Origin of the sequence: Sphingobacterium sp. UBA3549 (assembly GCF_002376635.1) — a bacterium.
In the GTDB taxonomy this organism is placed as follows: domain Bacteria; phylum Bacteroidota; class Bacteroidia; order Sphingobacteriales; family Sphingobacteriaceae; genus Sphingobacterium.
Map to the genome: position 1 here is coordinate 272,396 of NZ_DFOE01000002.1, position 26,096 is coordinate 298,491.

General features: G+C 44.3%; 12 protein-coding genes. 5 read left to right on the top strand and 7 right to left on the bottom strand.

Annotated elements, in window-relative coordinates; genetic code table 11:
* Nucleotides 1–150: 150 nt before the first annotated feature.
* The 7 genes from B2W36_RS01990 to B2W36_RS02020 all read right to left on the bottom strand — a co-directional run bounded on the left by B2W36_RS01990 (nucleotide 151) and on the right by B2W36_RS02020 (nucleotide 16,245).
* A complete protein-coding gene (locus B2W36_RS01990) occupies nucleotides 151–2,634 on the bottom strand; it encodes a glycoside hydrolase family 2 TIM barrel-domain containing protein (RefSeq protein ID WP_293886280.1) in 2,484 nt (827 codons plus the stop codon).
* 64 nt (nucleotides 2,635–2,698) lie between these two features.
* Complete coding sequence (locus tag B2W36_RS01995; protein WP_293884950.1) at nucleotides 2,699–3,730, bottom strand: glycoside hydrolase family 53 protein; 1,032 nt, start codon at nucleotides 3,728–3,730, stop codon at nucleotides 2,699–2,701.
* Between the two features lie 36 nt (nucleotides 3,731–3,766).
* Nucleotides 3,767–4,819: a DUF5111 domain-containing protein gene (locus B2W36_RS02000; protein WP_293886281.1), complete on the bottom strand. Its 1,053-nt coding sequence runs from the start codon at nucleotides 4,817–4,819 to the stop codon at nucleotides 3,767–3,769.
* A 107-nt stretch (nucleotides 4,820–4,926) separates the two neighbouring features.
* Complete coding sequence (locus tag B2W36_RS02005; RefSeq protein ID WP_293886282.1) at nucleotides 4,927–6,402, bottom strand: RagB/SusD family nutrient uptake outer membrane protein; 1,476 nt, start codon at nucleotides 6,400–6,402, stop codon at nucleotides 4,927–4,929.
* A 122-nt stretch (nucleotides 6,403–6,524) separates the two neighbouring features.
* Complete coding sequence (locus B2W36_RS02010; RefSeq protein WP_293886283.1) at nucleotides 6,525–9,506, bottom strand: SusC/RagA family TonB-linked outer membrane protein; 2,982 nt, start codon at nucleotides 9,504–9,506, stop codon at nucleotides 6,525–6,527.
* Nucleotides 9,507–9,616: 110 nt separating this feature from the next.
* A complete protein-coding gene (locus tag B2W36_RS02015) occupies nucleotides 9,617–12,193 on the bottom strand; it encodes a hypothetical protein (protein ID WP_293886284.1) in 2,577 nt (858 codons plus the stop codon).
* 149 nt (nucleotides 12,194–12,342) lie between these two features.
* Nucleotides 12,343–16,245 (bottom strand): ATP-binding protein, encoded by a 3,903-nt coding sequence (locus B2W36_RS02020; protein ID WP_293886285.1) that lies wholly within the window; start codon nucleotides 16,243–16,245, stop codon nucleotides 12,343–12,345.
* Nucleotides 16,246–16,939: 694 nt separating this feature from the next.
* Here B2W36_RS02020 and B2W36_RS02025 point away from each other — a divergent pair.
* The 5 genes from B2W36_RS02025 to B2W36_RS02045 all read left to right on the top strand — a co-directional run bounded on the left by B2W36_RS02025 (nucleotide 16,940) and on the right by B2W36_RS02045 (nucleotide 25,998).
* The gene (locus B2W36_RS02025) at nucleotides 16,940–17,122 is read left to right on the top strand and encodes a hypothetical protein (protein WP_293884945.1); all 183 of its coding nucleotides are present in this window, start codon (nucleotides 16,940–16,942) and stop codon (nucleotides 17,120–17,122) included.
* A 39-nt stretch (nucleotides 17,123–17,161) separates the two neighbouring features.
* Nucleotides 17,162–17,893, top strand: coding sequence for a PRC-barrel domain-containing protein (locus B2W36_RS02030; protein ID WP_293884944.1), 732 nt, complete (start codon nucleotides 17,162–17,164; stop codon nucleotides 17,891–17,893).
* 237 nt (nucleotides 17,894–18,130) lie between these two features.
* The gene (locus tag B2W36_RS02035; protein ID WP_293886286.1) at nucleotides 18,131–18,289 is read left to right on the top strand and encodes a hypothetical protein; all 159 of its coding nucleotides are present in this window, start codon (nucleotides 18,131–18,133) and stop codon (nucleotides 18,287–18,289) included.
* Nucleotides 18,290–18,380: 91 nt separating this feature from the next.
* Nucleotides 18,381–23,702: a translocation/assembly module TamB domain-containing protein gene (locus tag B2W36_RS02040; RefSeq protein WP_293886287.1), complete on the top strand. Its 5,322-nt coding sequence runs from the start codon at nucleotides 18,381–18,383 to the stop codon at nucleotides 23,700–23,702.
* Complete coding sequence (locus B2W36_RS02045; protein ID WP_293886288.1) at nucleotides 23,668–25,998, top strand: BamA/TamA family outer membrane protein; 2,331 nt, start codon at nucleotides 23,668–23,670, stop codon at nucleotides 25,996–25,998. The genes B2W36_RS02040 and B2W36_RS02045 overlap by 35 nt, the downstream gene beginning before the upstream one ends.
* Nucleotides 25,999–26,096: the final 98 nt, after the last annotated feature.

Here is a 26,096-nt window from a genome sequence, read left to right on the forward strand (position 1 = left end):
TTTTAATATTTGTGGTATGCTGACAAAATAAAAGTCTTTTTACACAAAAATACCGAAGGGATTTAAACTTCGGTATTTTTGTTCAATATCCGTCGTGACAATCGCCACTGAAAACCAGGAAGATGGTTAAATATTCAGAAGACTTAACAATCAATCATTTGCGCGTACAACGGTGGTCTGCACAATAAATAAATCCTCTTTCAGTCCTGTACTCTTTGCCTTTATCCGGATACTTCCCGATTTTTCACCTGCCTGAACAATCAGCGTAAGCTGCCCATTGAACAGGTGCATCTGTGGTTTTTCAAAAGACTCCAAGCTCGTTGGATCTCCATTAGCCAAAGCTTTAAACGCACCAGCTCCCCCGACTTCAAATCGCACTAATCCATTGGCATGTGGGCAGAGATTCCCTTGTTTATCCACTGCTTTGACACGGATGTAAGCCAACGAACGTCCATCAGCAGCAATGGAATCATGCACCGTTTCCATTTTAATCCGGAACGGCCTTCCCGCTGTTCGTACGCTCTTTTCAGCTACCGGCTCTCCCGATTCATCATAAGCAACAACCTTGATTTCTCCGGGTTCATATCGTGTTTCCATCCACATCAGGCGATAACGCTCCTGTAAAGAATGCTTATTTTTACTTCGTTTCCCCTGACTCTTGCCGTTGATAAAAAGTTCTGCACTTGGATAGTCCGTATAAACGAACACAGGTGTCTGCTGGCCCACCCGATCTGGCCATGTCCAATGTGGAAGAATGTGCAAAGTATGTTCATTTTTATTCCACAAACTTCTGTAGAGGTAATAACGGTCCTTGGGAATACTTGCCAGGTCAATAATGCCAAACATGGAACTGTGGTTGGGCCATGCATCGGTATCGTATGGAGACGGCTCACCGAGGTAATCAAATCCAGTCCATACGAATTGACCCATCGTCCAATGATGGTCTTCTGCCAAGGCAAAATCCTCATCCGGTAGATTGGACCATGAACAATATTCCATATCGTAAGACGATGACTGATGATCTGGATATAGCATGTCGCCCTTTTTGACCACAGGAAATTTATATACTCCTCTGGAGCTTACTGTGGATGCCGTTTCAGAACCCAATACCATATTTTGTGGCAATTTTGAATAAGCCTCTTCATAACGGTGCGTACGATAGTTGAGTCCCGGAACATCCAGTAAACTGGCAAAACCATTTTCCAGCACACAACTAACCTGGTCCATACCACAGGTCACCGGTCGAGAGGGGTCTTCCCGATGGCAGATAGCCTGTAAAAATGAAGCCACTTTATATCCGTCGGCACTGCATTGTGTCGGCACCTCATTCCCGATACTCCACATCACCACGGAGGGGTTATTTCTAAAATGATGAATCATATTGACCATATCCCGCTCTGCCCAATCCGCAAAAAAACGATGGTATCCATTTTTACATTTGGCAATGTCCCATTCGTCAAAAGGCTCGATCATCATCATCAATCCCAATTCATCGCATAGCGAAACCAGCTCCGGCGCGGGCATGTTGTGAGCGGTGCGCACTGCATCACAACCCATATCTTTGAGCAACTGTAATTGATAGCGTAAAGCCGACACATTTATTGCCGCACCCAATGGACCGAGGTCATGATGATTGCATACACCTTGAAACTTTCGAATCTTTCCATTTAACATAAATCCCCGATCGGCAATGATACGCACCTCACGAATACCAAAACGAGTCTCAAAACTATCCATTAGCTTACCATCGACATAAACTTGCGTAGAAGCTCGGTATAAATTAGGCTGTTCGGGGCTCCATAGAGCAGGTTTTGGAACTTCAAAATTTTGTACAAAGGCCTTACCATAATTTATTTTTTGCTCATTTTCTTTTTGCGCCACGACACGGCCTTCTGCATTCAAAATTGCAGTTACCATGCGCACCGATTTACCATCAGCATGCTCCAAAGTGGTCTCCAACTTTACTGAAGCTAGGCTGTCTGAGACAAATGGCGTTGTGATATGGGCGCCCCAAACAGGCATGTGAATCTTCTCGGTAACGATTACATGCACATTCCGATAGAGTCCTGCACCGGGATACCAACGCGAAGATTGGGCTTTATTTTCCAGTCGAACGGCAATTGTATTGTTCCTGCCATCCCGATGCAGCAGTTCGGTCACATCAAAGTGAAATGCATTATAACCATACGGCCAGAAGCAAGCTTCCTTTCCATTGACATATACCCGGGCTTCACTCATTGCACCATCAAATTTAAGCACCACGCGTTTGCTGCTCGGGTCAAACTGAGGCACATCGAACTTGGTACGATACCAGCCTACACCAACATAAGGTAGGCCTCCGGTTCGGCCGGTTTTTACAGTCGCTTTTTTCTCTCCATTTTGTGTCACAGCAACATCTTGTAAGTCGTGTGCACGGTCAAAAGGTCCGGCAATAGCCCAATCGTGCGGTACAGTCACATTTTTCCAATTCTTGTCGTCCAAGGTCGTCCGTTCGCCCTGGGCAACTTCACCCTGAAAAAAGCGCCAGTTTTTCTCCAATAAGAAAGACTGACGTACCGACTGTCCATGCAATGCTATTGGCACGACTAAAAACAAAAAGAATAATACGAAAGCGATATGCAATAATCTCATCATCAAATTATGGGTTTAGGGTCTAAAGTTGAATTTCATTAGCATCATTCAGCGCTGTAAATATAGTCTATTTAAAAGCGTTCAAGGCCTTTGTGGGACGTCCATTGTTATCAAATGCGCCTAACGTGTAGCCATTCCAACCGCCATAAGCCAAAGGTTCCCAATAAAATATTCCCAACACCTTGTGATCCGGCACGGTATTAACCGAGCTAAAAAGATCTTTGAGCCATATTTCTGCAGTATCCGCGGCATCCCAGCTCATGCCCACTTCGCAGATCATCACCTCTGAATTGTATCGCGCAATCATATCTTTAATGTTACTGACGCAGGCTGTATTCCGTTCCTTCCAATTTTCGGGGGTCGGGTAAAGTGACATGCCGATTACATCCCATTTTCCACCGTTTTTCTTCAGACCATCGAACATCCAACGGAACAAATTATTATCAAATCCATTGTGAAGATGGATAATCACTTTTGCTGCCGGAAAAATCGCTTTTACCGCATCATAGCCTGCGTTATTCAATATGGCATAATTAGCCATGCTCTCCGAGGCCTTGCCCTCATTCCACAGCATGCCATTCCCGGTTTCATTCCCTACCTGCACCCATTCCGGTGTAATATCGTTCTCTTTCAGTAATTGTAGCACCTCATTTGTATGGTCACTCACAGCTTTCTTTAAGTCATCAAATGCCAAACTCTTCCATGCTGCCGGCTTTGTCTGCTGTCCAGGATCTGCCCAGGTATCACTATAATGAAAATCCACCATGATGCGCATTCCCAAATGTTGTGCGCGACGTGCTTTAACCAACACGTCGTTCTTATTGCACCAACCACGTTCGGGATCTACCCAAACGCGTAGGCGTACAGCATCCATCCCCAATCCACGCAATAATTTCAGTCCATCTACTGCATTTCCTCCAGCATTGAAAAATTGTACACCCGAAGCCTCCATTTCCGTAATCCAGCTGACATCAGCCCCTTTTGCCAAATGCGATGCGGTTGCAGCGGGCTCGAAGCTATCTTTTTTGCTGCAGCTAGATAGCACCAAACAAAAGCCTATCGCTGCGGCAAATACCTTTCCTATTGTTAATTTTTTCATTCGATTCAATTATTTAAGGAGTTATCTTATTGATGTTTACTCCACATGATACTTAAACTGTTTTGGATCGCTCAGATCGAGGATCAAGGTATGTGTGCCCACCTTGTCATAAGCAAATCCACTGCCATCTGCTGTATATAGTGCGCAGTTGCCATCCCCTTCCGCAGCTCCAAAAAACCAGGTCCAACTGCCATTGATCAACACTTTTATGCCCCACTGTTCAGCTGCTGTTGTCGTGATTGTTGCCTTCCAAACTTTCGCCGTTTGGTCATAGGTCATCGGCGTGGCCGTTGCACTCCAACCGTTAAAATCGCCCGTAACCGTCATGGATTCCACCGCAGTTTCTTTCCAGGCCAACTTATTAACATCGGCGGTCAGGTACAGATATCCGCCTTTGCTTGTCCAGCAGTTCCAGCGATCTGCCCCGCTATATAAAATATATTGGCTACCATCCAATGGATAAGAACCATAGATCAGTGATGCACTGGCACTTTCTGCATTGGCTAAATAAAAGTTGTACCATTGGTCGAGACGAACAAAACCATCGTAGAAACCATCTTCTTTTCGTGAACACAGTTTCCATGGGAATTGTGTCATCTCTTTGTTCGAAAGATAAAGGTATGCAGCCTCATCAACCGGTTGGTAAGACGTGATAGTCAAGGCGATCACGTTACTATAGAGCCATTCTGTATTAGCACCCAATCGAGAAGCAATACGGACATAGCATGTTTTCTTTTGATCGGGTACAAATCCCATACCCGTGACGAGATTATTCAATTGTTCATGCGTATAACTGATGGAACTCGCCACCTGCTCGGCGCTTTTGGCAATGACAGTAAAGGCGGGATCTGCCGCTATTTCTATCTTATTTTTTAAGGCCGACTGCGCCATCGGTTCTTCGCTGGTCAAGATCGCCTCGTCCCAAACAAGCTGCAGTGCCACAGCTTTGCGATCTGTAGATTTTAAAACCAATTCCGATGTACTACTATGCAGCACTGCAGGTTTTATTCCCCCGACAGCTGGTGTCCCGCCCTCCTTTTTGCAGGCAGCGAAAAGCAATACCAAAATATAAAGTGTTAATTGTTTCATAAGTCATCATTATCTTTAAAAACCCCTATGGAAATACCCGTTTATGCGCTTCAGCTCCACTGCATGGTCGCAAAACTATCCCATCGATTTATCAATACCATACTAGGCTAATAGCCTGCGTTTTGAATTAAATTTGGATTAGCGCTCATATCTGTTGTTGGAATCGGATACAGATTGAACTTTGCATCCACAGAACGACCATTCATATCCCCTCCTTTCCATTGCCAGAGGTAAGCGCTTCCGGTAAATTTCCCAAATCGAATGAGGTCTGTGCGGCGCGTACATTCCCAAAACAGTTCACGTCCGCGCTCCGCAAGGATAAAATCCAGCGTGAGCTGTGCCTGCTCGATTGTGCCAGCGGAACTTCCATATCCCCTTTGTCTGATCGCGTTGACTAGAGTAAGGGCTTCCTGTACACTACCGCCGCCACCGCGCAGTACGGCCTCGGCATACATGAGATACACATCGGCCAGGCGGATCATCGGAAAATCCGTGCTTACCAAACCTTCGTCTGTCGTATAGGTGCCATCATCTTTCAAATTTGTAAACTTCACCAATCCATAACCCTGGCTTGATGCGGCTGGATCTTCTACGTCCAAAGACTGCCCATTTTTCCAAAAATCACCTCTCTTATCTTCCGCTTGAAAAATGCCGACAAATTCGCGAAGTGTACGAAAACTATTCCAGCCAGAAAGTACACCATAGTCTGACGATTTCATGCTCCCCACAATAGGGCCATTCACCAGATAAGTTGTCGCACCCCAGGTCGTCGTGTGTGCCACATCGGCTTCTATCGGGAAGATAATTTCGTTGGTGCGCTTATCGTTATCGGCATTAAATACCTGCTTATAATTCGCATTTAAAGTATATCCGGCATCAATCACTTTTTTTGCATAGTTCAGACAGTCTGCGTTCCGTGCTGTACCCGTATACACCTGAGCATTCAGATAATTCTTGGCCAATAACGACCATGCGGCAGCACGGCTCACTCGCCCATATTCATTTTGACGCGCTTCTGGCAAGATTGCTGCGACCTCCAGAAGTTCCTTTTCAATAAATTTGAAAAGATCACCCCTCGTCATCCGTGGTGGAAAAAATGCAGCTACAGGATCGTTCTCAGTCACAAACGGCACGTTTCCGTACAAGTCCATCGCATGACTATAGGCTAGTGCACGCAGAAAACGAGCTTCAGCCGCAAATGTCAGGATCTGCGTCTGCTCGGTCGAACTAAATGTCGCCAGTTTCTCTGTGGTGGCATTGCGTAGAAATTCGTTGCAGATAGCGACCGTATAATAAATCCGGTAATACATGGCATTGACCCATGTATCGGACGCTCCCCAGGTCATATACTGAATATCGGTCATGTTATCACCACCCGCCCAGGTATAGATCACCTCATCTGTAGGTACTTCCTGCAGATTAAAATACACCCGAAGGTAGCCCCAAGAGGCTGTGCTACCCGCCATGTCCGGATCGGCATCACCACGGCCATTGCCTGCAACGGCAAATGAGGCATACAATTTAGCAAGGACCGAACGGTACCCCTCTACCGAAGTATAGACCGACTCCGATGTAGTTTCCACAGTTGGATATTGGTTTAAGTCCTTGGTGCAAGCGTGTAGCAACAAGATTATACTAAACAATCCAAAACAAAATCTTTTTATATTTTTCATCGTTATATAAGTTTTCTTTTTTGAGGTAGCCATTAAAAATCCATATTGAGACTTAAGGAGAACGTTCTGGAGCGCGGGTAGAACGAACTGTCAAACCCACTCGGAACCTCGGGGTCCATACCACTATATTGGCTCACAATAAAAACATTCTGTGCTACTGCACCCACGCGTAAATTGGAAATCTTGCCCACTTTGCCAAAATTGTAATTCACGGAAAGATTTTCCATTCGAAGGAAGGAAGCATTTTCAACGTAGTAATCTGAATAATACTGTCTAGTTTGAAATCCCGTATGCAAGTAATCCCGATGAAGGTTATTGATCGACGGATCCACATATTGAACGGTTTCCCACGCACTGAGGTTCATTTTTGTATTATTGAAGACGTAGTTCCCCAAATTTGCGCGTAACGTAGTAGCTGCTGTCCATTTTTTGTACGTTAGCTGAGTATTGAAACCGAACAGCCATTTTGCGGCCGGGGATTGATAGCGATACAGGTCTTTTTCATTGATCGCACCATCACCATTCAGATCAGCGTACACGCCTTCCAACGGTTTTCCTGCCTCGTTGTACAATTGCTTGTACACATAAAACATGTAAGGTTGATATCCTGTTGTCAGGATCTGTATGCCACGGCCACTGACATTAGGACCGACGTACGTTCCAACCGCATTCGCATCCTGTACCAAGGCTATATTGGTTACTTTCGTGTGTTGATTGGTTGCATTGATATTAACTTCCCAACGCAGGTTATCTTTTTGAATAGGGACGGTATTCAATTGAAATTCGAAACCACTACTTTCAACATTTCCGACGTTAATGGTTGCGTTCTGGTCAAAGTTTGTTCCTGCCGCCACCGGCACATTGGCCAGTAGATCATGTGTTTTTCTTGTATAATATTCAATTGCACCAGATACCCTATTCTTCCATAGTCCAAAATCCAGACCATAGTTAAATGCTTTGGTTGTCTCCCAGCGTAAATCCCTGTTGTAGACCGATGGCCGATACACCAGATGATACTGATCGCCAAACCGATATTGGGCATAAGCGGTTCCCAAATTATAAACCGGCAAATACTCATAATTGCCGATACCTTCCTGCTGTCCTGTTATACCATAACTTGCACGGAGCTTCAAATCGTCCAAAAACGAGATGCCTTTCATGAAAGATTCCTGTGAAAGACGCCATGCCAAGGCGACAGAAGGAAACGTTCCCCAGCGATTTTCTGGACTGAATCGTGATGTACCGTCCTTCCGGACCGTTGCTGTCAGTAAATAACGGCTGTCGTAATTGTAGTTGATCCGACCATACCAAGAGATCAGCGTATGGCGCTCGTCTGATGCGATAGCGGTAGAACGTATATCGCCTGCTTCATTATAGTACACGATCGGTGGGCGCCCTGCACTCCAATATTGATAATCGTGGCCAGCAGTAATGTCAACCGTGCTTTTTAAGTCTGCAAAAAACTTGTTATAATTTAGATAACCTGTGAATAGTTTATTTTTAAGAGTCTGTTCATAACGGTCAAAAGCGCCTCCAATCGTAAAATTATTGGCTGCACTTGCAGGAATTAGATTTGACCCATTCCCTTTCGCATAGTCATATCCGAGCGTTACGTGAGCTTTTAATTCGGGTAGCATATGAAACTTATAATCAAGATCAAGATTACCTACAGCTCGATTGACTGTACTAAGGTGCTTCTCCTGACGAAGCAGGCCCAGTGGATTGAGATTTGCACCTGTTGCTGGGAGACCGGCATTGTCGAGACTCTCATAATAACCCCCATAAGCAGCTACCCCAGAGTAAACGGGCTGCGTGGGATTGAACGCCACAGCAGACCATATCGCTTCGGTATTGGCAAAACTGTTGTTATTTCGGGCTCCTTTAACATTCAGGTTTACCGCGAGGTGTTTGTTAAAAAATGTCGGATTTAGCACAAACGCCCCCGTCATACGCTCCGTCTTGTCGGTGCGCAAGGTTCCCTGCTGATTGTAATAGCCAGCAGAAGCTCGAAAAGGCAACGTCTTACCGATATTTCCCTGCAAACTTAAATTATTGTCCGTTCCTATGGCATCCTGAAAAACCTCAGAAAGCCAATCTGTCGAGGCATTACCCAATAGCGCTTTTTGCGCAGAAGTTCCCTTGCTATTGATCAGGTTAGCAAATTCATCGCGCGACATCATATCAGCCACACCCATCGCCTGTTGCATGGACACAATGGAGGAAAAAGAAAGCCGTAATGTATCCCCTTTTCCTTTCTTAGTCGTAATCAACAATACCCCATTTGATGCACGAGATCCATAAATCGCTGTGGAGGATGCATCTTTGAGCACGGTCATGCTTTCAATATCATTGGGATTGATCAGACTGAGAAAATTGCCACTGTTGCCGCTGATGCCGCCAGTTTCCAAAGGTACCCCATCCAACACGATCAGTGGATCGTTGCTGGCACTCAAAGAAGCCCCACCACGAATACGTATGGTACTTCCCGAGGAAGGCGAACCACTGTTGGACATCACCTGTACGCCAGCCGTTTTCCCATTGATCAGCTGTTCGGGAGAACCGACCAATCCCGTATTAAAATCTTTGCTACCTACCGTGTTGACGGCACCCGTTAGATCCTTTTTTGTACTACTGCCATAACCTACGATTACCAGCTCTTCCAAAACATTTCCCGCCGATACCATCTTAATATCTAAAGATGTTCCCGATACCGATAATGTTTGACTGGTATACCCCACTATCGAGAATGATAGTTGCGATTTGCCCTTCGGCAATGAAATACGATAGGTACCATCGTTGGCCGTAGAAGTCCCCACGGTGGTTCCAGTCACCAACACCGTAACACCGGCCATCGGTTGCCCCTGTTCATTGCGGACTACCCCCCGGACATCCTGTTGTTGCATCAACCTGATCCATTTACTCTCCCCTTTTGTTGCCGCATAGAGCTGCGTTTCCCCAAGGCAGGATAGCAATGACAAGCCTAATAAACTTGTTTTAAATGCAAAACCTTTCATTTTTTTTAATTTATGTGTTTATAATTGTTTCTTTCCTTTGCTGCAATTCCTTCGCTACACTCACCTTAGCGCTCGATTCGGCCAATTTGCCAAACTACTGTTTTTATACCCTACTCCAGCCAGACCGCGGCTACAGACAGCACAACGCCCGCCATATTTTCGCCTGAGATAATGAGCTTTTCGATCGCTCTTTTATCAAATTGATCAGAAACTACCGGTTTAAAAAACCGTTCAAGAAAAACGGGATAAGGGGCAGGCAACAAAGCCGTTGGTACCAGCTGTAAATCTGTTAAATCCAGGCAAACCAACGTTTCAGTAGCTGAAACTGCATCTATTTTTTTGACGTAGGTGTACCCTTTCTTTGTGACAAAACCTGCTTTTAGCGTCGGATTGCCACCGGTATGTTTTAAAAGTATACAAAGTTTTTTAACATGTTCGAGCCCCACTGGCCGATCAAGAATTTTTGTTCTTATATCTTTAAGCCAGAAATACTGGGCGCTAGAATCCTTGCCGTGAAAGCTATACGCCCAGAAAGGCAGCTTCCCTAAATGCTGCTGTTGCCATTCTGCAGTTATATAAGCGGTTTCCGGAATGGCGAAGGTCTCGAATGTAGCGACCTTGGACAATGATTCAAACAGCGAAATTGGTGCATGCTGGTCATATAATCCGACCGTCCAATAGCTATTGACGCGATAGTCCCAGTCGAGCGGAGCTCCGGCCTGATTGTCAGGATAAGTAAACTGCTTACCACCAACGAACACTGTGGCCGAATATTTTAACGCATTGCCCTTTAGCAATGCTGCCGGAATATCCGCCTCATACTTATAACTATCTTTCGGAATCAGCTTGATGTAAGGATTATGGTCGTTCCAAAATGAGACCTGATCCGTCTGTAAAATAATCGAATCGGGCTGCTGTTCAAAGATGTAGCGGAACTCCAATTTGGCACTGCGCCCTTTCTCCAGTGCCTCGGGCTGCTGGTGTATTAACAAAGCTTGTTTCAGTGGCGCAGCTGCTGGCGCATAATATTCGCCCAGGCTACCATTTTTCCAGGATGAAGAGGCTGTCCAGCTATTTTTTAGCTGCACATGCTTTCGCTTAAGCAGGTAAACTCCTGGTTCAACGCTGAAGCTGGTTTTAGGTACTATAAGATCTCCAATCACCCCAGTTTTATGTGAAAGTTGCTGCACGGTGAACATCTCGCCAAGGTCAGGAATTTGAATATCGATCGCCTGAGATCGGTACAAGATATGTACCACCTCGCGGCTTGGCGACGGCTTGGCAAAAGGATCGGCGATTTTTTCTGCATCCGGCATCACTTCCAAACGCCATAAGCCTTCTTCCAAACGATCCAAAAAATACGCACCAGATCCGCTATAATCCACCACAGGCGAAGAACCATGGCCGGCAATATGCATCAATTTCTCTGGCTTTACAGGTTTGACTGCTGTATTATTCGTATAAAAATATTTATCCGGCGCATTCATCATGGCGAGATCCTGATCATAGCTCACCTCAAAATCGCCAAAAGAAGTATTCTGCGGGTATGGATTAAATTTTTTATTCCTGGGGATCGTATAGGCCACCTCGGCAGCAATTAACGTACTCAATGCTTTCGCCGGTGTGTAGGCTAAATTGAGATAATGGGTCTGATATTCGGTATTGTAGGCGGCGATATCCATCGGATCGTAAGCAAATTGCGTGATCCACTGAAATCCAGCCGAACGAAATGTACGACTCATCGCGGGATGCAGGTAGCTGTAGAGATTGTCTGCAGGATCATACTCGTATACGGCCTTTGCTTTATTGGCAAACCCTTTCAAGTTTGCAAAGGGAATGTGGTACTGATCGATGTAAGGAAGGAAATTCCCCAGACGTTCTCTTCCTGCAACCAGTCCCACAGGATACCATTGATAGGTGGTTCCTTGGATATCAGCATTGAAATAAGCCTGCACATGATCCATATTATGGCTGACATTATAGAAAACTGGCTTTTTATTACCACTTTTTTTCATGGCCTTAACCATCCGTGCAATATAGTCCGAAGTCGTTTGAACGGTACCCGTATGGCACGGCTCGTTATTAATTTCAAATCCAATAACGTAAGGATCTTCCTGATAAGCGTAGCCTGTATAAGGATTGACATGGCGAAGCAACTGGCTGATATACTTTTCCTGTGCTGCGATTGCTTGTGGATTGGCATGGATCTGACACTTATCATAATGGTAGGTAAAGGCATCCGTATTTTCATTTTTTTCGGGATAGCCATTTCCAAAATTCGTCATGCCGGTAATTAAAATCCGGATGCCACGCTCCTGCAGTTTGAAAAAGAGGTAGTCCAATAGATCCAGGTGTTCATTGCTCTTCAAGTTTCCATTTCGGTCCGAGATCTCCACATCCCAGATATGGATACGATAAGCATTATACCCCAAACGGGCAAAGTGGTAAACGTCCCGATCAATGGCCTGCTTACGGTCGATTCCTCTAGCCTGAAGTGCCCGAAAGGCATGGGCAAAAGGAACGGTATAGTTGACCCCATAAAATGAAGCCTCAGCTCTGCTGTCGGACCAGCGCATCACACCTTCGTGATCAACAAAGACCGTAGGAACATTTGTATTGGCCTTAACCTGTGCATAGGTATTGGCGTACCCCAAAAGAGCAAGGCAGCATAAAATAATTACACGCATGGATTGTATCGATTTATAATTTTTTGGTTATTACGATTACAAACCTATCAAACCACATTATTTTTTAAGGCCACATATCGGACAAAGAACAACACAAATTGGACATCTCCACATCTCTCATCCATTAGACAATACTGACCAACAACACTTTACGAATAAGACTCCATATAAACCTTTGGTGACATACCAAATTCCGACTGAAAACATTTTGAGAAATACGACGAATTGGAGAATCCGACCATATACATCACTTCGGCTACAGTAAACTTCTTTTGCTGTAGCAACAGCGCTGCTTTTTTGATGCGGATACTGCGAATATATTCCACAGGAGTATACCCCGTGAGCTGCTTCATTTTTCGGTAGAGTTGCCTTGCCGCTACATCAGTGAGTTCGCTGAGCCGCTGTACGGAAAATTCCGAATCGTCCATATTTTCTTCAATCAACTGCGTTACTTTTGCTAGGAATTTTTCATCTGGTGAATGTACCGCAACTGGTTCTGCTGGTTGACTGATTTGATCGATACGCACTTGAGCGACAATCTTATTTTTTCTTTCCAGGAGCTGCTGTAGCTGCATTTGCAGCAAATCCAGATCGAAAGGCTTAGCCATATAAGCATCTATGCCAACAGCTACCCACTCACGTTTGATGAGCTCATCGCTTTGCGCAGTTAACAAAATGATGGGTATTGTCGCTGTCAATGTATTTTGGCGCAGCTTTTTGACCATTTCAATGCCTCCCATATTGGGCATCATGGCATCTGTAATGATAATATCCGGCACAAAGCTATGCCCATCGATCAACCGTAATGCCTCACTTCCGTCACCAACGATACTGCAATCGTAATTTGCTTGAAGGGTATTTCTTAAAAAATCAGCAAGCTCGGCATTATCTTCGACGATCAACAGTTTTTTTCTACTTGAGGTGTTGGTGTCAGCGGCAGGATTCTTGCTGTTTATACGATCCTGCTTCCAGCAAAGCGTTGCAGTTGTGCCATTTTGATCGCTCGTTATCGCAATGTCCCACCCTAATTGTTCACAATAACTTTTGACTAAGTAAAGGCCTACTCCCGTTCCCTGTACCTCGTTGAACTCTCTTAAAGAAGAGCGATAAAATTTACTGAATATATAAGGGAAATCTTCGGAAGCTATGCCAATTCCGGTATCCCGAACGATCAGCTTAACGTCGTCACCATTTACTTCCAGCCGCAGGTTCACGCTACCCTCCGGTCGATTATACTTACAGGCGTTGGCGATCAGGTTGTTGACGATTGATCCTAATTTGGCAACATCCGTCTGTATAAAGACGCTCTCTACAGTCGTGGAAAATCCAATATGGATATTGCTGTATTCAGGCACTTGCTGCCATTCAGCTATGAGCTGTGCACAATAATCGACCAGATCAATTTGAGAATTCAGCAATCCCTGTAAGGGCATTTGCTGCTGCTCCACCTGGTCAAAAGTCATCAATTCCTGAATAAGCTGACTGATTTTTAAGGCATTTCGATGTACCCCATCCAACTGCTTCTTTTTGTCGCTGTTCTTGGTCTGCCGCATCATTTGGCTCACGGGAGCCAAGATCAGACTCAAGGGTGTTTTCAGCTCATGTGATACAGCAGTTAGAAAATCCATTTTCATCTTTGTGAGCTCCTGAACCTTACGTCGCTCACGTCTCTCCCATTTCAGCGTACTGCGTACCCTGAAAAAGTTGACTATCCAGAGGATCAAGAAACCAGCAATGAGTACATAAAGACTTTTGGCCCAATAGGTCGCATACCAAGGGTAGCGTATTGTAATTGAATAGGTATAGATTTCAGAAACTACATGTCCAGCAATATCCACCCGCGCCAACTGAAGATCATAGCTTCCGGAATTTAAGTTGGACAGTAATACCTTATTATCTCCACGTTCCATTGGAATCCAGGTTTCATTTTTACCTTTAAACGAATAGGCAAGTCGATAGCCGAGATGATTTCCATAATCCAGGTCGGAAAACTCCAGCCGAAGATTGTTCTGATCATGCGCTAAGGTGATTTCGTGTCGGTAGCGCAAACCATAATCATAACTACCAAACCTTTCATTATTGACATACACTGCGGTGAGTACAATCTTTTTCGAGCGGTCTACATCTGCTTCCTCCTTTTGTGCAGGCAACAAAACTACTTCATCAACCCCTCCCAGGATTACTTCGTCTCGCTCCGTATCGTAGTACATAGAAGATACACGCTGTCCATACCGCAATAATTCAGCCTTTAGACTTTGCTTATTAATCTGCCAGACTCCAGCACTCGTTGCTACCCAGATATAGGCATTGACTTCGGCCATAGCGGTCACTTCACCCTTGTCAACAGGATCAAAACGAATCAACGTGTTTTTTCCATCCGCTGCAATTCGTCGCAACTCGCCGTGTTCCCCTACCCACACCGTATGCTGTTTATCCTTGAGCATAAAGGTCGCGCGATCTAACGGGTGCCCCGCACTATCCGTCAGATCCCTGATCTTCCCAGTAGCCAAATCAATGCTGCTGATTCCTTTGTTATAGAAAAGTGCCAAGATCTCTCCCCTTCCATTGTCGACAATCTGATTGGCGAAATCTTCTAAGAGGCCATCCTCTTTGCTGAAATTTCGGTTTGCGACGACCTGCCCAGTAGCTTCCAAGAGTCTATTTCTGTTGACCACAAATATTCCCCCCATATAGGAGGCTATCCACAGATTACCTTGTCCATCTTCCAGCATATTATAGGACCATTTCGCATTCCGTTTGCCGGTAGCATCGATAATCGTCAGGTTTTTAAACTGCTTGGTCTGCGCGTCGAACACATCGACTCCACCATCGGAAGCAATCCATACCAATCCCGCACGATCCTGATAGATATCGCGGATACGGTTATGGGTCAGCCGATAGGTTCCAGCATCCATCCGATACCAATTGCTTTCAGCATTTCTATCGCCCAGTCCATGTACCCGAATTAAACCATTGTCGCCACCCAGCCAATACCAACCGTTACGGTCCTTCGCAATTTTGTAAAAACGGTTACCGTCGTTACTTGCTGTCAATTGGTATATTGGAAGTGTTTTTTCTACCTTGCGATTAGACCACAATGAAAAGCCAAAATCCGTACCTAACCAGATATTTCCCGCTCGGTCTTTAAAGATACTCCATATAATATTATTGGCCAGCGAGTTTCTATTACGGGAATCATGTTTGATCCGCTTCACGAGCTGCTGATTCAGCTGATAAGTAAAAAGACCGTCATCTGTTCCGACCAATAAAGTGTTGGAATCTTTCGACGTCATCGCCTTGATCGGATGGTTCTGTAGCACAGGAGTCTTACGAAGCATATGTTTTTTAGCATCATACAAGTATAGCCCATATTCTGTCCCAATAAATGTTTTGCTTACCTCCGGAATAGAAAATATGGAATTTACAAATTGGTTGCTCCCTTTTTTATAATCGGGCAATGTTAAGGCAATAATCTCTTTATGAGCTGCATCTAACTCAAAAAGTCCATTATACGTGCCTATTAAGATGCTATCGTCGATCTTATCAAGTGCGTAAACGGCAGGTCTGCCTTTATTAGTAGGAAATGACTTGGTGTAGTCGATAAGTTTATGAGTCTTTATATCATAGCAGTACAAACCAGCAATGGAGCCTATCCATAATGTATTACCCACGACCAGTAGTGACCTGACGTCAGAAGGACCTCCTGAAGGGAAAGAATCGAAACGGTCTAACTGGTAATTATAGAGTAGCACGCCTTGTCCGGTACCCAACGCAAAATGCTTATCATCGACCATTTCAATACAATATACAAAGGTCTGAAAAGGATATTTAGTTCCCGTAAGCGGCTGCAGCGCATAGCCATCATAATTAAATAGGCCATTGTTACTTCCTAGCCATAGCATTCCCAAACTATCCTGCGCAAATGAGTGTACGGTATTTGCGTTCGTACCCAAAGAAATATTCCGGAAAGACGGATAATCCAGCGATTGTCCAACAACCGAAGTACTGATGAAGGAACAAAAAAATAAACAATAGAAATAAAAAGATTGCATTTCTCAAAAGCGCTATGCTACAAACTTAGTTAATTCTTATGGAATACATCATATGCCTAATGGAATACATCATAAGCGGTTTGGCACTGATATACGCCCCTTTTAATGACAAAGCCTGCCCGATGATAAATAATTAAATCAAACATTAAAATGTATACAACGTAACATCAATTTATGGCTAACACCAATTTTTAATCAATTTTTAGACAGTGATTCGTCATTGATTATTCAGTCCACACTGAGCAACCACTGAACAAGCACTGAACGAGCACTGAACAAGCAGTGCAAAATGGGTCAATTTGGTTACCAGTTGATTCTCATTTGCTGCCCCTAAAAAATAAGAGATAAAAAAAAGTTAGCAATCGTTTGTACAAAAAAAAGGCTAGGTCAACCACGAACCTAGCCTCTACAAAAAACAATCCTTTAACCTGCGTTTATTTAACTAATTAATACATTTCCGATCAATTAACAGTGTCCACGGCAAATCGTTTAAATTATTTTTATTTTTTTGATAGTGTCCCATCAGAAGTTATATAATACGCGACCTTCAAAGTTAGGGTCATCTGTGATCAGCCAGCTATATCGTTCATACCAATCGTGCGGTATAGCTAACAAAATATAATAGCCAGACCTATACATAAGAAATTTTTTCAAACGAAGCCTGTGAAGTGTTGTTCTTTTAAAAAAAATATATATGGCACATTTAGAAGTAAAACCTAAAAATGGAGCTCCTTGGTGGCTATGGCTCCTGCTATCACTCCTTGCATTGGGATTGGTCCTTTATTTTGTAAACCGCTACAACAGCGGCGCGCGGATAAATGAAGCTGCTCCAGATACAAGTGTAAATACCACAGCGCCACTAACGGATACCCTTTAGACCCTCGTAAAAAAATTGAATAACTCAAAAACTAAAGACATGGCATTAGAAGACAAAAACTATAATCATTTAATTGAACTCGGAGGAAGCGATTATGAAATAGTCGATGGAGAACCTGATATCCGCGGATGGAAAGTAAAAAATGAGGCTGGTCAATTGATCGGACAGGTAACCGATCTACTGTTTGATCCGCAGAGCCAACAGGTTCGCTATCTCCTCATCGACCTGAATGATGCTGAATTTGTTGTGGAGGAAGATAAGAAAATACTCGTACCCATAGGTCTTGCCTCGCTTTATGACGGCACGAAGATTCAGGCGAGTAATGATACCGCCTACCCAACTCCTCCCGTTGAGCCGGTTAATCCTGGCGAGATCTTTACTGTCGACGAGATTCCGACAGAAGAGCCTGCAACGGATTATCTATACAATCCTGCTGATGACGGAGAGGTGGTCGTGCTATCCATCACGGAAGATCAAGTCATTCGGCTGCCTGCTTACCACGCGCATCATGTCGATCCGGAAACGGAATTATCCATCCGTCACGTCTTTGAAGGCACAGGCGATGTTGGATTTGTCGTAAGCGACAATCGTTATGATCCATCCACATTCTATACGCATTATCACTTTAGTGAAGATACTTTTTATAGCGACGGAAAACAGATGGATACACTTCCTTCTGATCAAGCGCAACGGACTAGACGAGTGGCTGCTCGACACGACTATGGAACAGCACATGAGCCTGATACGCGCAGCGACAACAACCAACTATAACAAAATATAAACAAACTATATTCCACTCATTACGGCTTCGATATGCTATTCGCGAAGCCGTAATTAGCGTATACAGGCAGCATTACCTTTGGTGTAAACTCAAGTGCAGCGTTTAAATACGCCTTGACAGTGTATTTTATTACCTAAACCACCACATCAACTACCTAAATTCCCTTCTAATTCGCCAAAATTGCACCATAATTGCATACTGTTAAAAGACATCAATATAAATCGGTTATGAAAACATATTATAAAATTGTCGGCGAGAAAAACAGGAAAACGATCAGCAGATATTACGAAAAATATAGCTGGTATAAGTTGGATCGCGAGGAGCTTGCGCAAGAATTGCTTATCCGGGGCGGCTTTTTGATTATACTGACGTATATGCTATGGTAAAAAAATGACATTATAGCGATATCTATTTATAATTTCCAAACCATTTGCAGGGTTGTGTTGTCTTATGTGTAAACTTAAATCAGAAAACACATTGAACAGATTTACCCGAATTGCTTTAAAAACGCTATTGTGGATTATTGGCGGAATCATTGGACTCTTCATTCTAATTATCTTTTTGCTGCGTCTTCCCTCGATACAGAATTATATTGCCGGAAAAGTAACCCATTATGTTGAAGGCAAAATTGGCACCCCCGTTAGAATTGGCTATATCAATATTGATTTTCCCAAAAAACTGGTCTTGGAAAACATCTATCTCGAAGATCAGAGTAAGGACACTTTAGTTGCTGGAAAGAGCATTGCGGTGGATATCAATATGCTAAAACTACTGAAAAATACGGTAGAGATCCAAAGTTTGGAAGCTGAGGGTATTACGGCCAAAATACAACGTACTTTACCCGACAGCGCCTTTAATTTCGATTATATCGTTAAGGCTTTTGCGTCTGAAAAAGAAAGTCAACCTACTGTTGATACCACATCCGCCCTGTTGTTTAACCTCGATAAAATTAAATTTTCAAAAATACATGTGGTCTATACCGACGAAGTAATCGGTACCGGTGCTGACGTCTATCTAGGCAGTTTAAACACCAATATAAAGAAGTTTGACCTCACGAACAACATGGCCTTTGAGCTGCCAAAAATTCATATCGACGGATTAAATGCCACTGTTAGGCAATGGAAACCCGCCGTAGATGGCTCGGGCCCTTCTGTTGAAGACTTTGGGATCAGCGATAAAACCGCGCAGACGACGTCCCTCCTCCCCGATGTCGGCATCCAAGTGGCAGACCTCAAAAATATTCTGGTCCGATATGAAGATCAGGCCAGCGCACTTAAATCCGAATTTAAGATAAAAAGCTTCCATGCCGACCTCAATAAAATTGATCTGAACAAAGAGTTTGTGGATATTCAAAAGCTTGATCTAGACGGGTCGGACAACAATGTCCTGCTGGGAAAAATTCAAAAAGCGTTGTCCGAAGAAGGAAAAGCTAATCCGACAAAAGCCGATGCTGCTCAAACAGATTCAAGTGCGGCTGGAAAAATGAATTGGGTGGTCTCGGCCAAAGACATCCGCATTAATAACACCAATATTCGTTTCAAAGATGACAACCAGCCCCGCATGAAAGGTTTCGATTATTTTAACATCCACATGCCGGGTCTTAAAACGCAACTGACTGATCTATACTATAGCGCCGATTCCATCAGCGGATCATTGAAAGAGCTCGTAGCTTCTGACCATTCTGGCTTCGTTATCAAGCAGCTGAAAGCCGATTTCAACTATACCAATACCGGTGCCGAAATCAAAAACCTATATGCGGAAACGCCAAGGACACTCATACGGGACTACTTCAAAATCAGTTACCCTTCACTAGATCTGATTGCCAAAAAACCAGAACTGATCACGGTGAATGCCAATATTAACAAAAGCCATATCGATATGCGGGATATCCGGCTTTTCGCACCCTTCCTCGATACCATGCAGGTGATGAAGCCGCTGCTCGACAAGAAATTTTATATCGACACCCGCGTTATTGGTCGTGTAGATGATCTTCATATCCCTACAATCGATTTTCAAACGTTATCAAATACGCGTCTGATCGCCAGCCTTCATCTAAAGGGGCTTCCCGACATGAACAAATTATCGGTAGACCTCAATTTGAAAAAACTGACGACAGGCCGTTCGGATATTGAAAAACTGGTTGCTAAGTCCATGCTGCCGAGTGGTATCGAACTACCCAACACCATCGGCCTAAACGGCACATTTAAGGGCGGAATGAATGCCTTTAACACCAAACTTGCATTGGTAACCGAAAAAGGAACTGCCAAACTCGATGGAAAGGTCCATATGACTAAACAAGATACCAGCTACGATGCCGCAGTCAGCGTCCGCGACTTCAACATCGGTCAGATCATGCAGATGGACAGTACCTTGGGCATTCTCTCATTTGAAGGAAAAATCAAAGGAAGGGGAACCGACCCCAAAAGACTTATGGCAAACTTTGACGGTAAAGTAAACCGGCTCGATGCCATGGGTTACCGCTATCACGATATCGGCATGAAACTTTCCGCAGATAAAGGTGCTATCAAAGCATCCGTTTTAAGTCCCGACCCAAATATCAAACTGAAACTAAATGCTACGGCAAATACAAGGGCTAAGTATCCCAAAGTGGCCTTTGAACTACTGGTCGACAGCATCAATCTGCAAAAGTTAAATTTAATGCCGGATGCTATCAGCTACCGGGGTAAGCTAAGCGGTAATTTTGCTACTGCTGATCCAAACTTCCTCAACGGTGAAGCACATATTACCAATTCGCTGATTCGATACAACAACGATCGTTATGCGCTGGACTCTGTATCGTTACTCGCCAAGGCCGATACGAGCCGCAACCAGCTGATCTTAAAATCTGATTTTTTGAATGCCCACCTGGTTGGCAAATACAAAATTCTGGAACTGCAAAGTGCCGTACAGGATCTTCTGCAGGTCTATTATAAACCAGAAAAACCCGTTTCGATTCCCCCATACTCGCCGCAGCTCATCGAATTTTCGGCGCAGCTGACCCGAAATAGACTGATTCAGGATTTTCTTCCAGAACTCACTGAAATGAAAGCTATCAGTTTGGACGGCCTGTTTAACAGTGCGTCCAAAAACCTGTCAGCCAAGTTGGATGCACCGCGCATTGTTTATGGCGGTACAGAAATAAACAATGTAACCCTGGATATCAATAGTCTCGATAGTGCACTCTATTATTCGGCACTCATCAACAAGGTTAAAGTCAGCAGTATCGAGCTGACCAATACGGTTTTCAGCGGAAAGGTAGCTCAAAATAGGATTAATATGGGGCTGTGGATCAAAGATAAACAAGATAAAGAGCAATATCACGTTGGGGCAGACATGCAGGCGCGAAATGGACTATTTGAATTCAGTCTGCTGCAGGACGGCTTGATGCTCAACTACGATAAGTGGGATGTAGCCCCCAACAATACGCTGAAATTTGGTAGCGCCGGCCTATTGGCCAACAATTTTGTACTGCGTAACAAGGGCCAAGAATTGCGCATTGCTTCCCAGGATAGCCTATTCAATTCACCGCTAAATGTAGCGTTCAACAATTTCCGTATCGAGACGCTGACCAAAATGGTGATGAGCGACAGTCTCGATGTGGGCGGCGGTATTAACGGACAAACCACACTATCACGACTGGAAAGTAGTCCTGTGTTTGTTGCAGATCTTGTGGTAGATAAGTTTTACTTCGGAAAAGATACCGTTGGCAATATTAATATCAAAGTCAATAATGCACGTGAAAACACCTACAATGCCAATGTGAGCATTACTGAAAACGGAAATAATCTCGTTCTGAGTGGAGACTTTATCAATCCACCCCAGGGTGATGCCACGCTTGACTTTACTCTGGATGTCGCACCTCTAACCATGAAGACCGTACAGGCCTTTAGTATGGGTAACCTGAAAGACGCCAAGGGTAATCTCGAAGGTCAGCTAAAAATAACGGGCTCGCCTTCAAAACCACAGATCAGGGGCGACCTTAATTTTAGGGATGCCGAGTTCAATGTTGCGATGCTCAATTCACTTTTTAAAGCAAAAGATGAACAGATCCGTTTTGACCAAAACGGTATATCCTTCCCAAATTTCGAGCTGGAAGATAGCAAAGGGAATATGGCTCAGGTTAGTGGTTCGATCCGTACACAGACCTACACCGATTTTGACTTTGACCTCAACATCGCTATGGACAACTTTGAAGTACTAAATTCCACGCAAGCGGACAACGATATGTTTTATGGAAAAATGTATCTTGGCACCAATCTGCAAATCGGCGGAAATCTGGACAAACCCATTGTGGATGGTACCATCAAGGTACTCGATAGCACCGATTTTACGCTGGTGATGCCCAACAATGAGCCTGGGATGGCCGACCGGAAAGGGGTGGTTGAATTTGTGGACAAACGCGATACCGCAACGGCGAATGCACTTGCCCGACTAGATTCCATGACCGTCACGAAACTCACTGGAATAGACGTCGACCTCAATCTACAGACCGATAAGGATGCCAAGTTTAAGATTTTGCTCGACGCAGGTTCTCAGGACGCCCTCAACATTCAAGGGGAAGCCGAACTGAATGCCGGGGTGGATGCAAGCGGTAAAATTACGATGTCAGGTACATTTACCGTGGAGAAAGGAAGTTATTCATTCAGCTTTGGACCTGTCAGTAGAGACTTTACCTTTCAAAAAGGAAGCACAATAACCTGGAATGGCGATCCTTTGGACGCACAGCTAAACATAACGGCCGTATACACGTTGAAGGCGCCAACGTTAGAATTGGTTGCGCCACAGCTCGGTACCCAAAATGCTAACTTATATAAACAAAAGATTCCATTCGACGTGCTGTTGAAGATCTCGGATCAATTGTTTCAACCACAGCTCAACTTTGATATCGATCTAAATGCCAATAATGCCATTGTATCGCAGGATGTTATCAGTAAGGTGGACAACGCTCTGACGACATTGCGCGATAACCCATCTGATCTTAACAAACAAGTATTCTCGCTGATTGTACTAGGTAGGTTTATGTCAGCCAATCCATTTGAAAGCCTTTCTGGCGGTGGTGGTACAGAAGCACTGGTACGGAATAGCGTCAGTTCGTTTTTGAGTGCTCAGCTAAACCGACTCGCTTCGGATCTGATTACAGGGGTGGAGCTCGATTTCAACCTTACGTCGGAAGACGATTACAGCACGGGCGCGGCACAGACACGTACCGACCTCAACATTGGCGTTTCCAAGATGTTACTCAACGACCGCCTGAAAGTCAGCATCGGATCTAATTTTGAGGTAGAAGGAAATTCCCGTCCCGGGGAGGCTTCCAATAACATCGCAGGTGATATTCAACTGGATTACCAACTCTCCCAAGATGGACGCTACTTTGCGCGCTTCTACCGTAAAAATCAGTATCAAGTTACCCTACAGGGGCAATTTGTTGAAACCGGAATCGGGTTCATTATCAACATGGACTACAACAGATTTAAGGAGATCTTTATGCGCTCCAAAAAATTGAAGGAATTCTACGATACCGGCAGCAAGAAGTTTAGGAAACGCTTTGATGTGGACCGTATGGAGCAGGATTCGGCTTATCGCGATAGTGTTAGAACAGTGATACGCGACAGTCTAATGCTTCATAGCCCAGAATACCGCAAACGGATTGAAGAGCAGAAAAAAGAACAGCAACGCCGCCAGGAGGTGGATAGCACAACAAATAGGACGCAAAAAAATAATGCGCCGAAACATTTAGATACGATTAAAACTACAGCGATTAAAAATGAAGATGAGGAAAGGGCTTACCATGCAAATTAAATTACAATGGCTTATGGCCTTAGTGACAATAGGGGGACTAATTGCTGCTTGTTCTTCGACCAAGAACCTGCCTGAAGGTGAGAGTTTATATGTCAAAGGGAATGTCAAGATAGCATCGGATACCATTTCAAAGAAAAACAAAGAAAAGCTGGCGACCTATTTAGCGGAGTCGCTTCGCCCCAAGCCCAATAAGCGGGTATTGGGAATGCCATACAAGCTTTATTTCAATAACATGGCCGGTGATACAGCCCAAAGCAATTTTATCAAACGATTTCTCAAAAAGATCGGCGAAGAACCGGTGCTGCTAAGCGATGTAAACCGAGAATACAATGAGAATCTTCTCCGCAATAGACTGGAGAATATTGGTTTTTTCAATGCAGAAGTCACCTCAGACACCATCGTCGAAAATAAAAAAGCTACGGTAGACTATACCGCCACCCCTAATTTGATTTACCGCATAAAATCCGTCACTTTCGACGTCGACAGCACAACCCAACTCGGCCGCGATATTCGGGAGACCTCAAGCGCGAGCCTCTTGCGGGTCAATAACAACTATAGTCTTGACGTGGTGCTCAATGAAAGGGATCGCATCGACAATGTATTGAAAAACAAAGGCTATTATTACTTTAGTCCAGACTACATCCTCGTGCAGGTAGACAGTACAATCGGCGACCACAAAGTCAACCTCTATGTGACGGTCAAAAAGGAAACGCCTGAACAGGCGCGGATCCCTTCCAAGATTAACAAGATTTATATCTACCCCAACTATAACGAGACCGGGACGGGATACCAACGTTCGGCCAGAAATGCTGAATTATTCGACAGCAGTTATTATTTTATCGATCCAAATCATACCTTTCGCAAACCCGTTATTGCAAATCACATCTTTTTCAAAGAGGGCGATCTGTATAACCGGGATAACCACAACAGGACCATCAGCCATCTCGTGAACCTGAATAGCTGGAAATTTGTTAAAAACAACTTTGTCGATAGCAAAGAGGTGCCCAATGCGCTGGATGTTTACTATTACCTTACACCGCTGCCCAAGAAGTCCATCCGGGTAGAGCTACTGGGCAAAATGGCCAGCGTGTACAACGGGACCGAAGTCAATGTCAACTGGACCTTGCGTAACGCCTTTAAAGGTGCCGAAAAGCTTAATATCAATGTATTCGGCGGTTACGAATTACAGACGGGTGGCAATGCTGATCTCAACTCCAGCTATTTCCGCTACGGTACCGAGGCTACGCTGACTTTCCCCCGCATACTAACGCCATTTGGCACCATCAATCCGTCGCGCCAATTTATTCCGAATACCTATATCAAAGCACGTTACGAATTTTTAAATCGGAGAAAAGCCTATACCCTCAATTCCATTGCTTTGGACTATGGATATACCTGGCAGGAGAACGAAGAGAAACAGCATGATCTGGCATTGATGGAAATTACCTATGTGCAACCGCGGGGTATTTCAGAAAGCTACAAAAATCAGATGGATACCATTCCCGCGCTACGCCATGTGATAGACCCCCAATTTACCATTGGTCCCAACTATAATTTCACCTTTCAGAATACCATGAAAAAACATCTACAGAACACCTTTTATTTTAAGGGAAATCTGGACTTTTCGGGCAATATTCTGGGGCTTATTAAAGGTGCGGACTTCAATAAGGGCAAAACCTTTAAACTCTTCGACGCCTACTTCTCACAATATATCAAAGCAAGTGTTGACGGCAGGCATTATTTCAAGCTTAGCGAAAATTCACAGCTTGCCTCGCGGGTAAGTATCGGGATGAGCTACTCGTATGGCAATTCGCGTTCCCTCCCCTATTTGAAACAATATTATGTGGGCGGACCAAATAGCATCCGTGCCTTTGGTGCGCGTGCAATCGGACCGGGTACTGTGGCACCAGAACGTCTTGGTAACGGCCTTTTTTACGCCGATCAGACGGGTGATATCAAACTGGAGCTCAATACCGAATACCGCGCAAAAATTACTGGCCCAATACATTGGGCAGCCTTTATTGACGCTGGGAATGTATGGCTTCAGCGTGAAGATGAGACCAAACCGGGAGGAAAATTTAGTAAAGATTTTCTCCAGGAGCTTGCTGTGGGCGGTGGACTAGGATTACGTTTCGACTTTACCTTCCTGATCCTGCGTACCGACTTTTCTATTCCACTCCGCGTTCCTTACTTACCGAAGGGTGAGCGCTGGGTGTTAAAGGATATCGACTTTGGAAGTTCCAGATGGCGTAAAGACAATTTGATGTTTAACCTTGCGATCGGTTACCCGTTCTAAGGGATGTGGGATTGTTTCAAGCAGCTGAGTGCTATAAAACGTAATTTCTATGCTACCGCAGCTAATCAGGGTTTCGAAGGAAAAGAATGCGGACGATC

What these genes read in the sequence shown, in the direction of transcription:
- B2W36_RS01990 (WP_293886280.1), bottom strand. Translation starts at nt 2,634, where the DNA reads ATGATGAGATTATTGCATATCGCTTTCGTATTATTCTTTTTGTTTTTA.
- B2W36_RS01995 (WP_293884950.1), bottom strand. Translation starts at nt 3,730, where the DNA reads ATGAAAAAATTAACAATAGGAAAGGTATTTGCCGCAGCGATAGGCTTT.
- B2W36_RS02000 (WP_293886281.1), bottom strand. Translation starts at nt 4,819, where the DNA reads ATGAAACAATTAACACTTTATATTTTGGTATTGCTTTTCGCTGCCTGC.
- B2W36_RS02010 (WP_293886283.1), bottom strand. Translation starts at nt 9,506, where the DNA reads ATGAAAGGTTTTGCATTTAAAACAAGTTTATTAGGCTTGTCATTGCTA.
- B2W36_RS02015 (WP_293886284.1), bottom strand. Translation starts at nt 12,193, where the DNA reads ATGCGTGTAATTATTTTATGCTGCCTTGCTCTTTTGGGGTACGCCAAT.
- B2W36_RS02020 (WP_293886285.1), bottom strand. Translation starts at nt 16,245, where the DNA reads ATGCAATCTTTTTATTTCTATTGTTTATTTTTTTGTTCCTTCATCAGT.
- B2W36_RS02025 (WP_293884945.1), top strand. Translation starts at nt 16,940, where the DNA reads ATGGCACATTTAGAAGTAAAACCTAAAAATGGAGCTCCTTGGTGGCTA.
- B2W36_RS02030 (WP_293884944.1), top strand. Translation starts at nt 17,162, where the DNA reads ATGGCATTAGAAGACAAAAACTATAATCATTTAATTGAACTCGGAGGA.
- B2W36_RS02035 (WP_293886286.1), top strand. Translation starts at nt 18,131, where the DNA reads ATGAAAACATATTATAAAATTGTCGGCGAGAAAAACAGGAAAACGATC.
- B2W36_RS02045 (WP_293886288.1), top strand. Translation starts at nt 23,668, where the DNA reads ATGAAGATGAGGAAAGGGCTTACCATGCAAATTAAATTACAATGGCTT.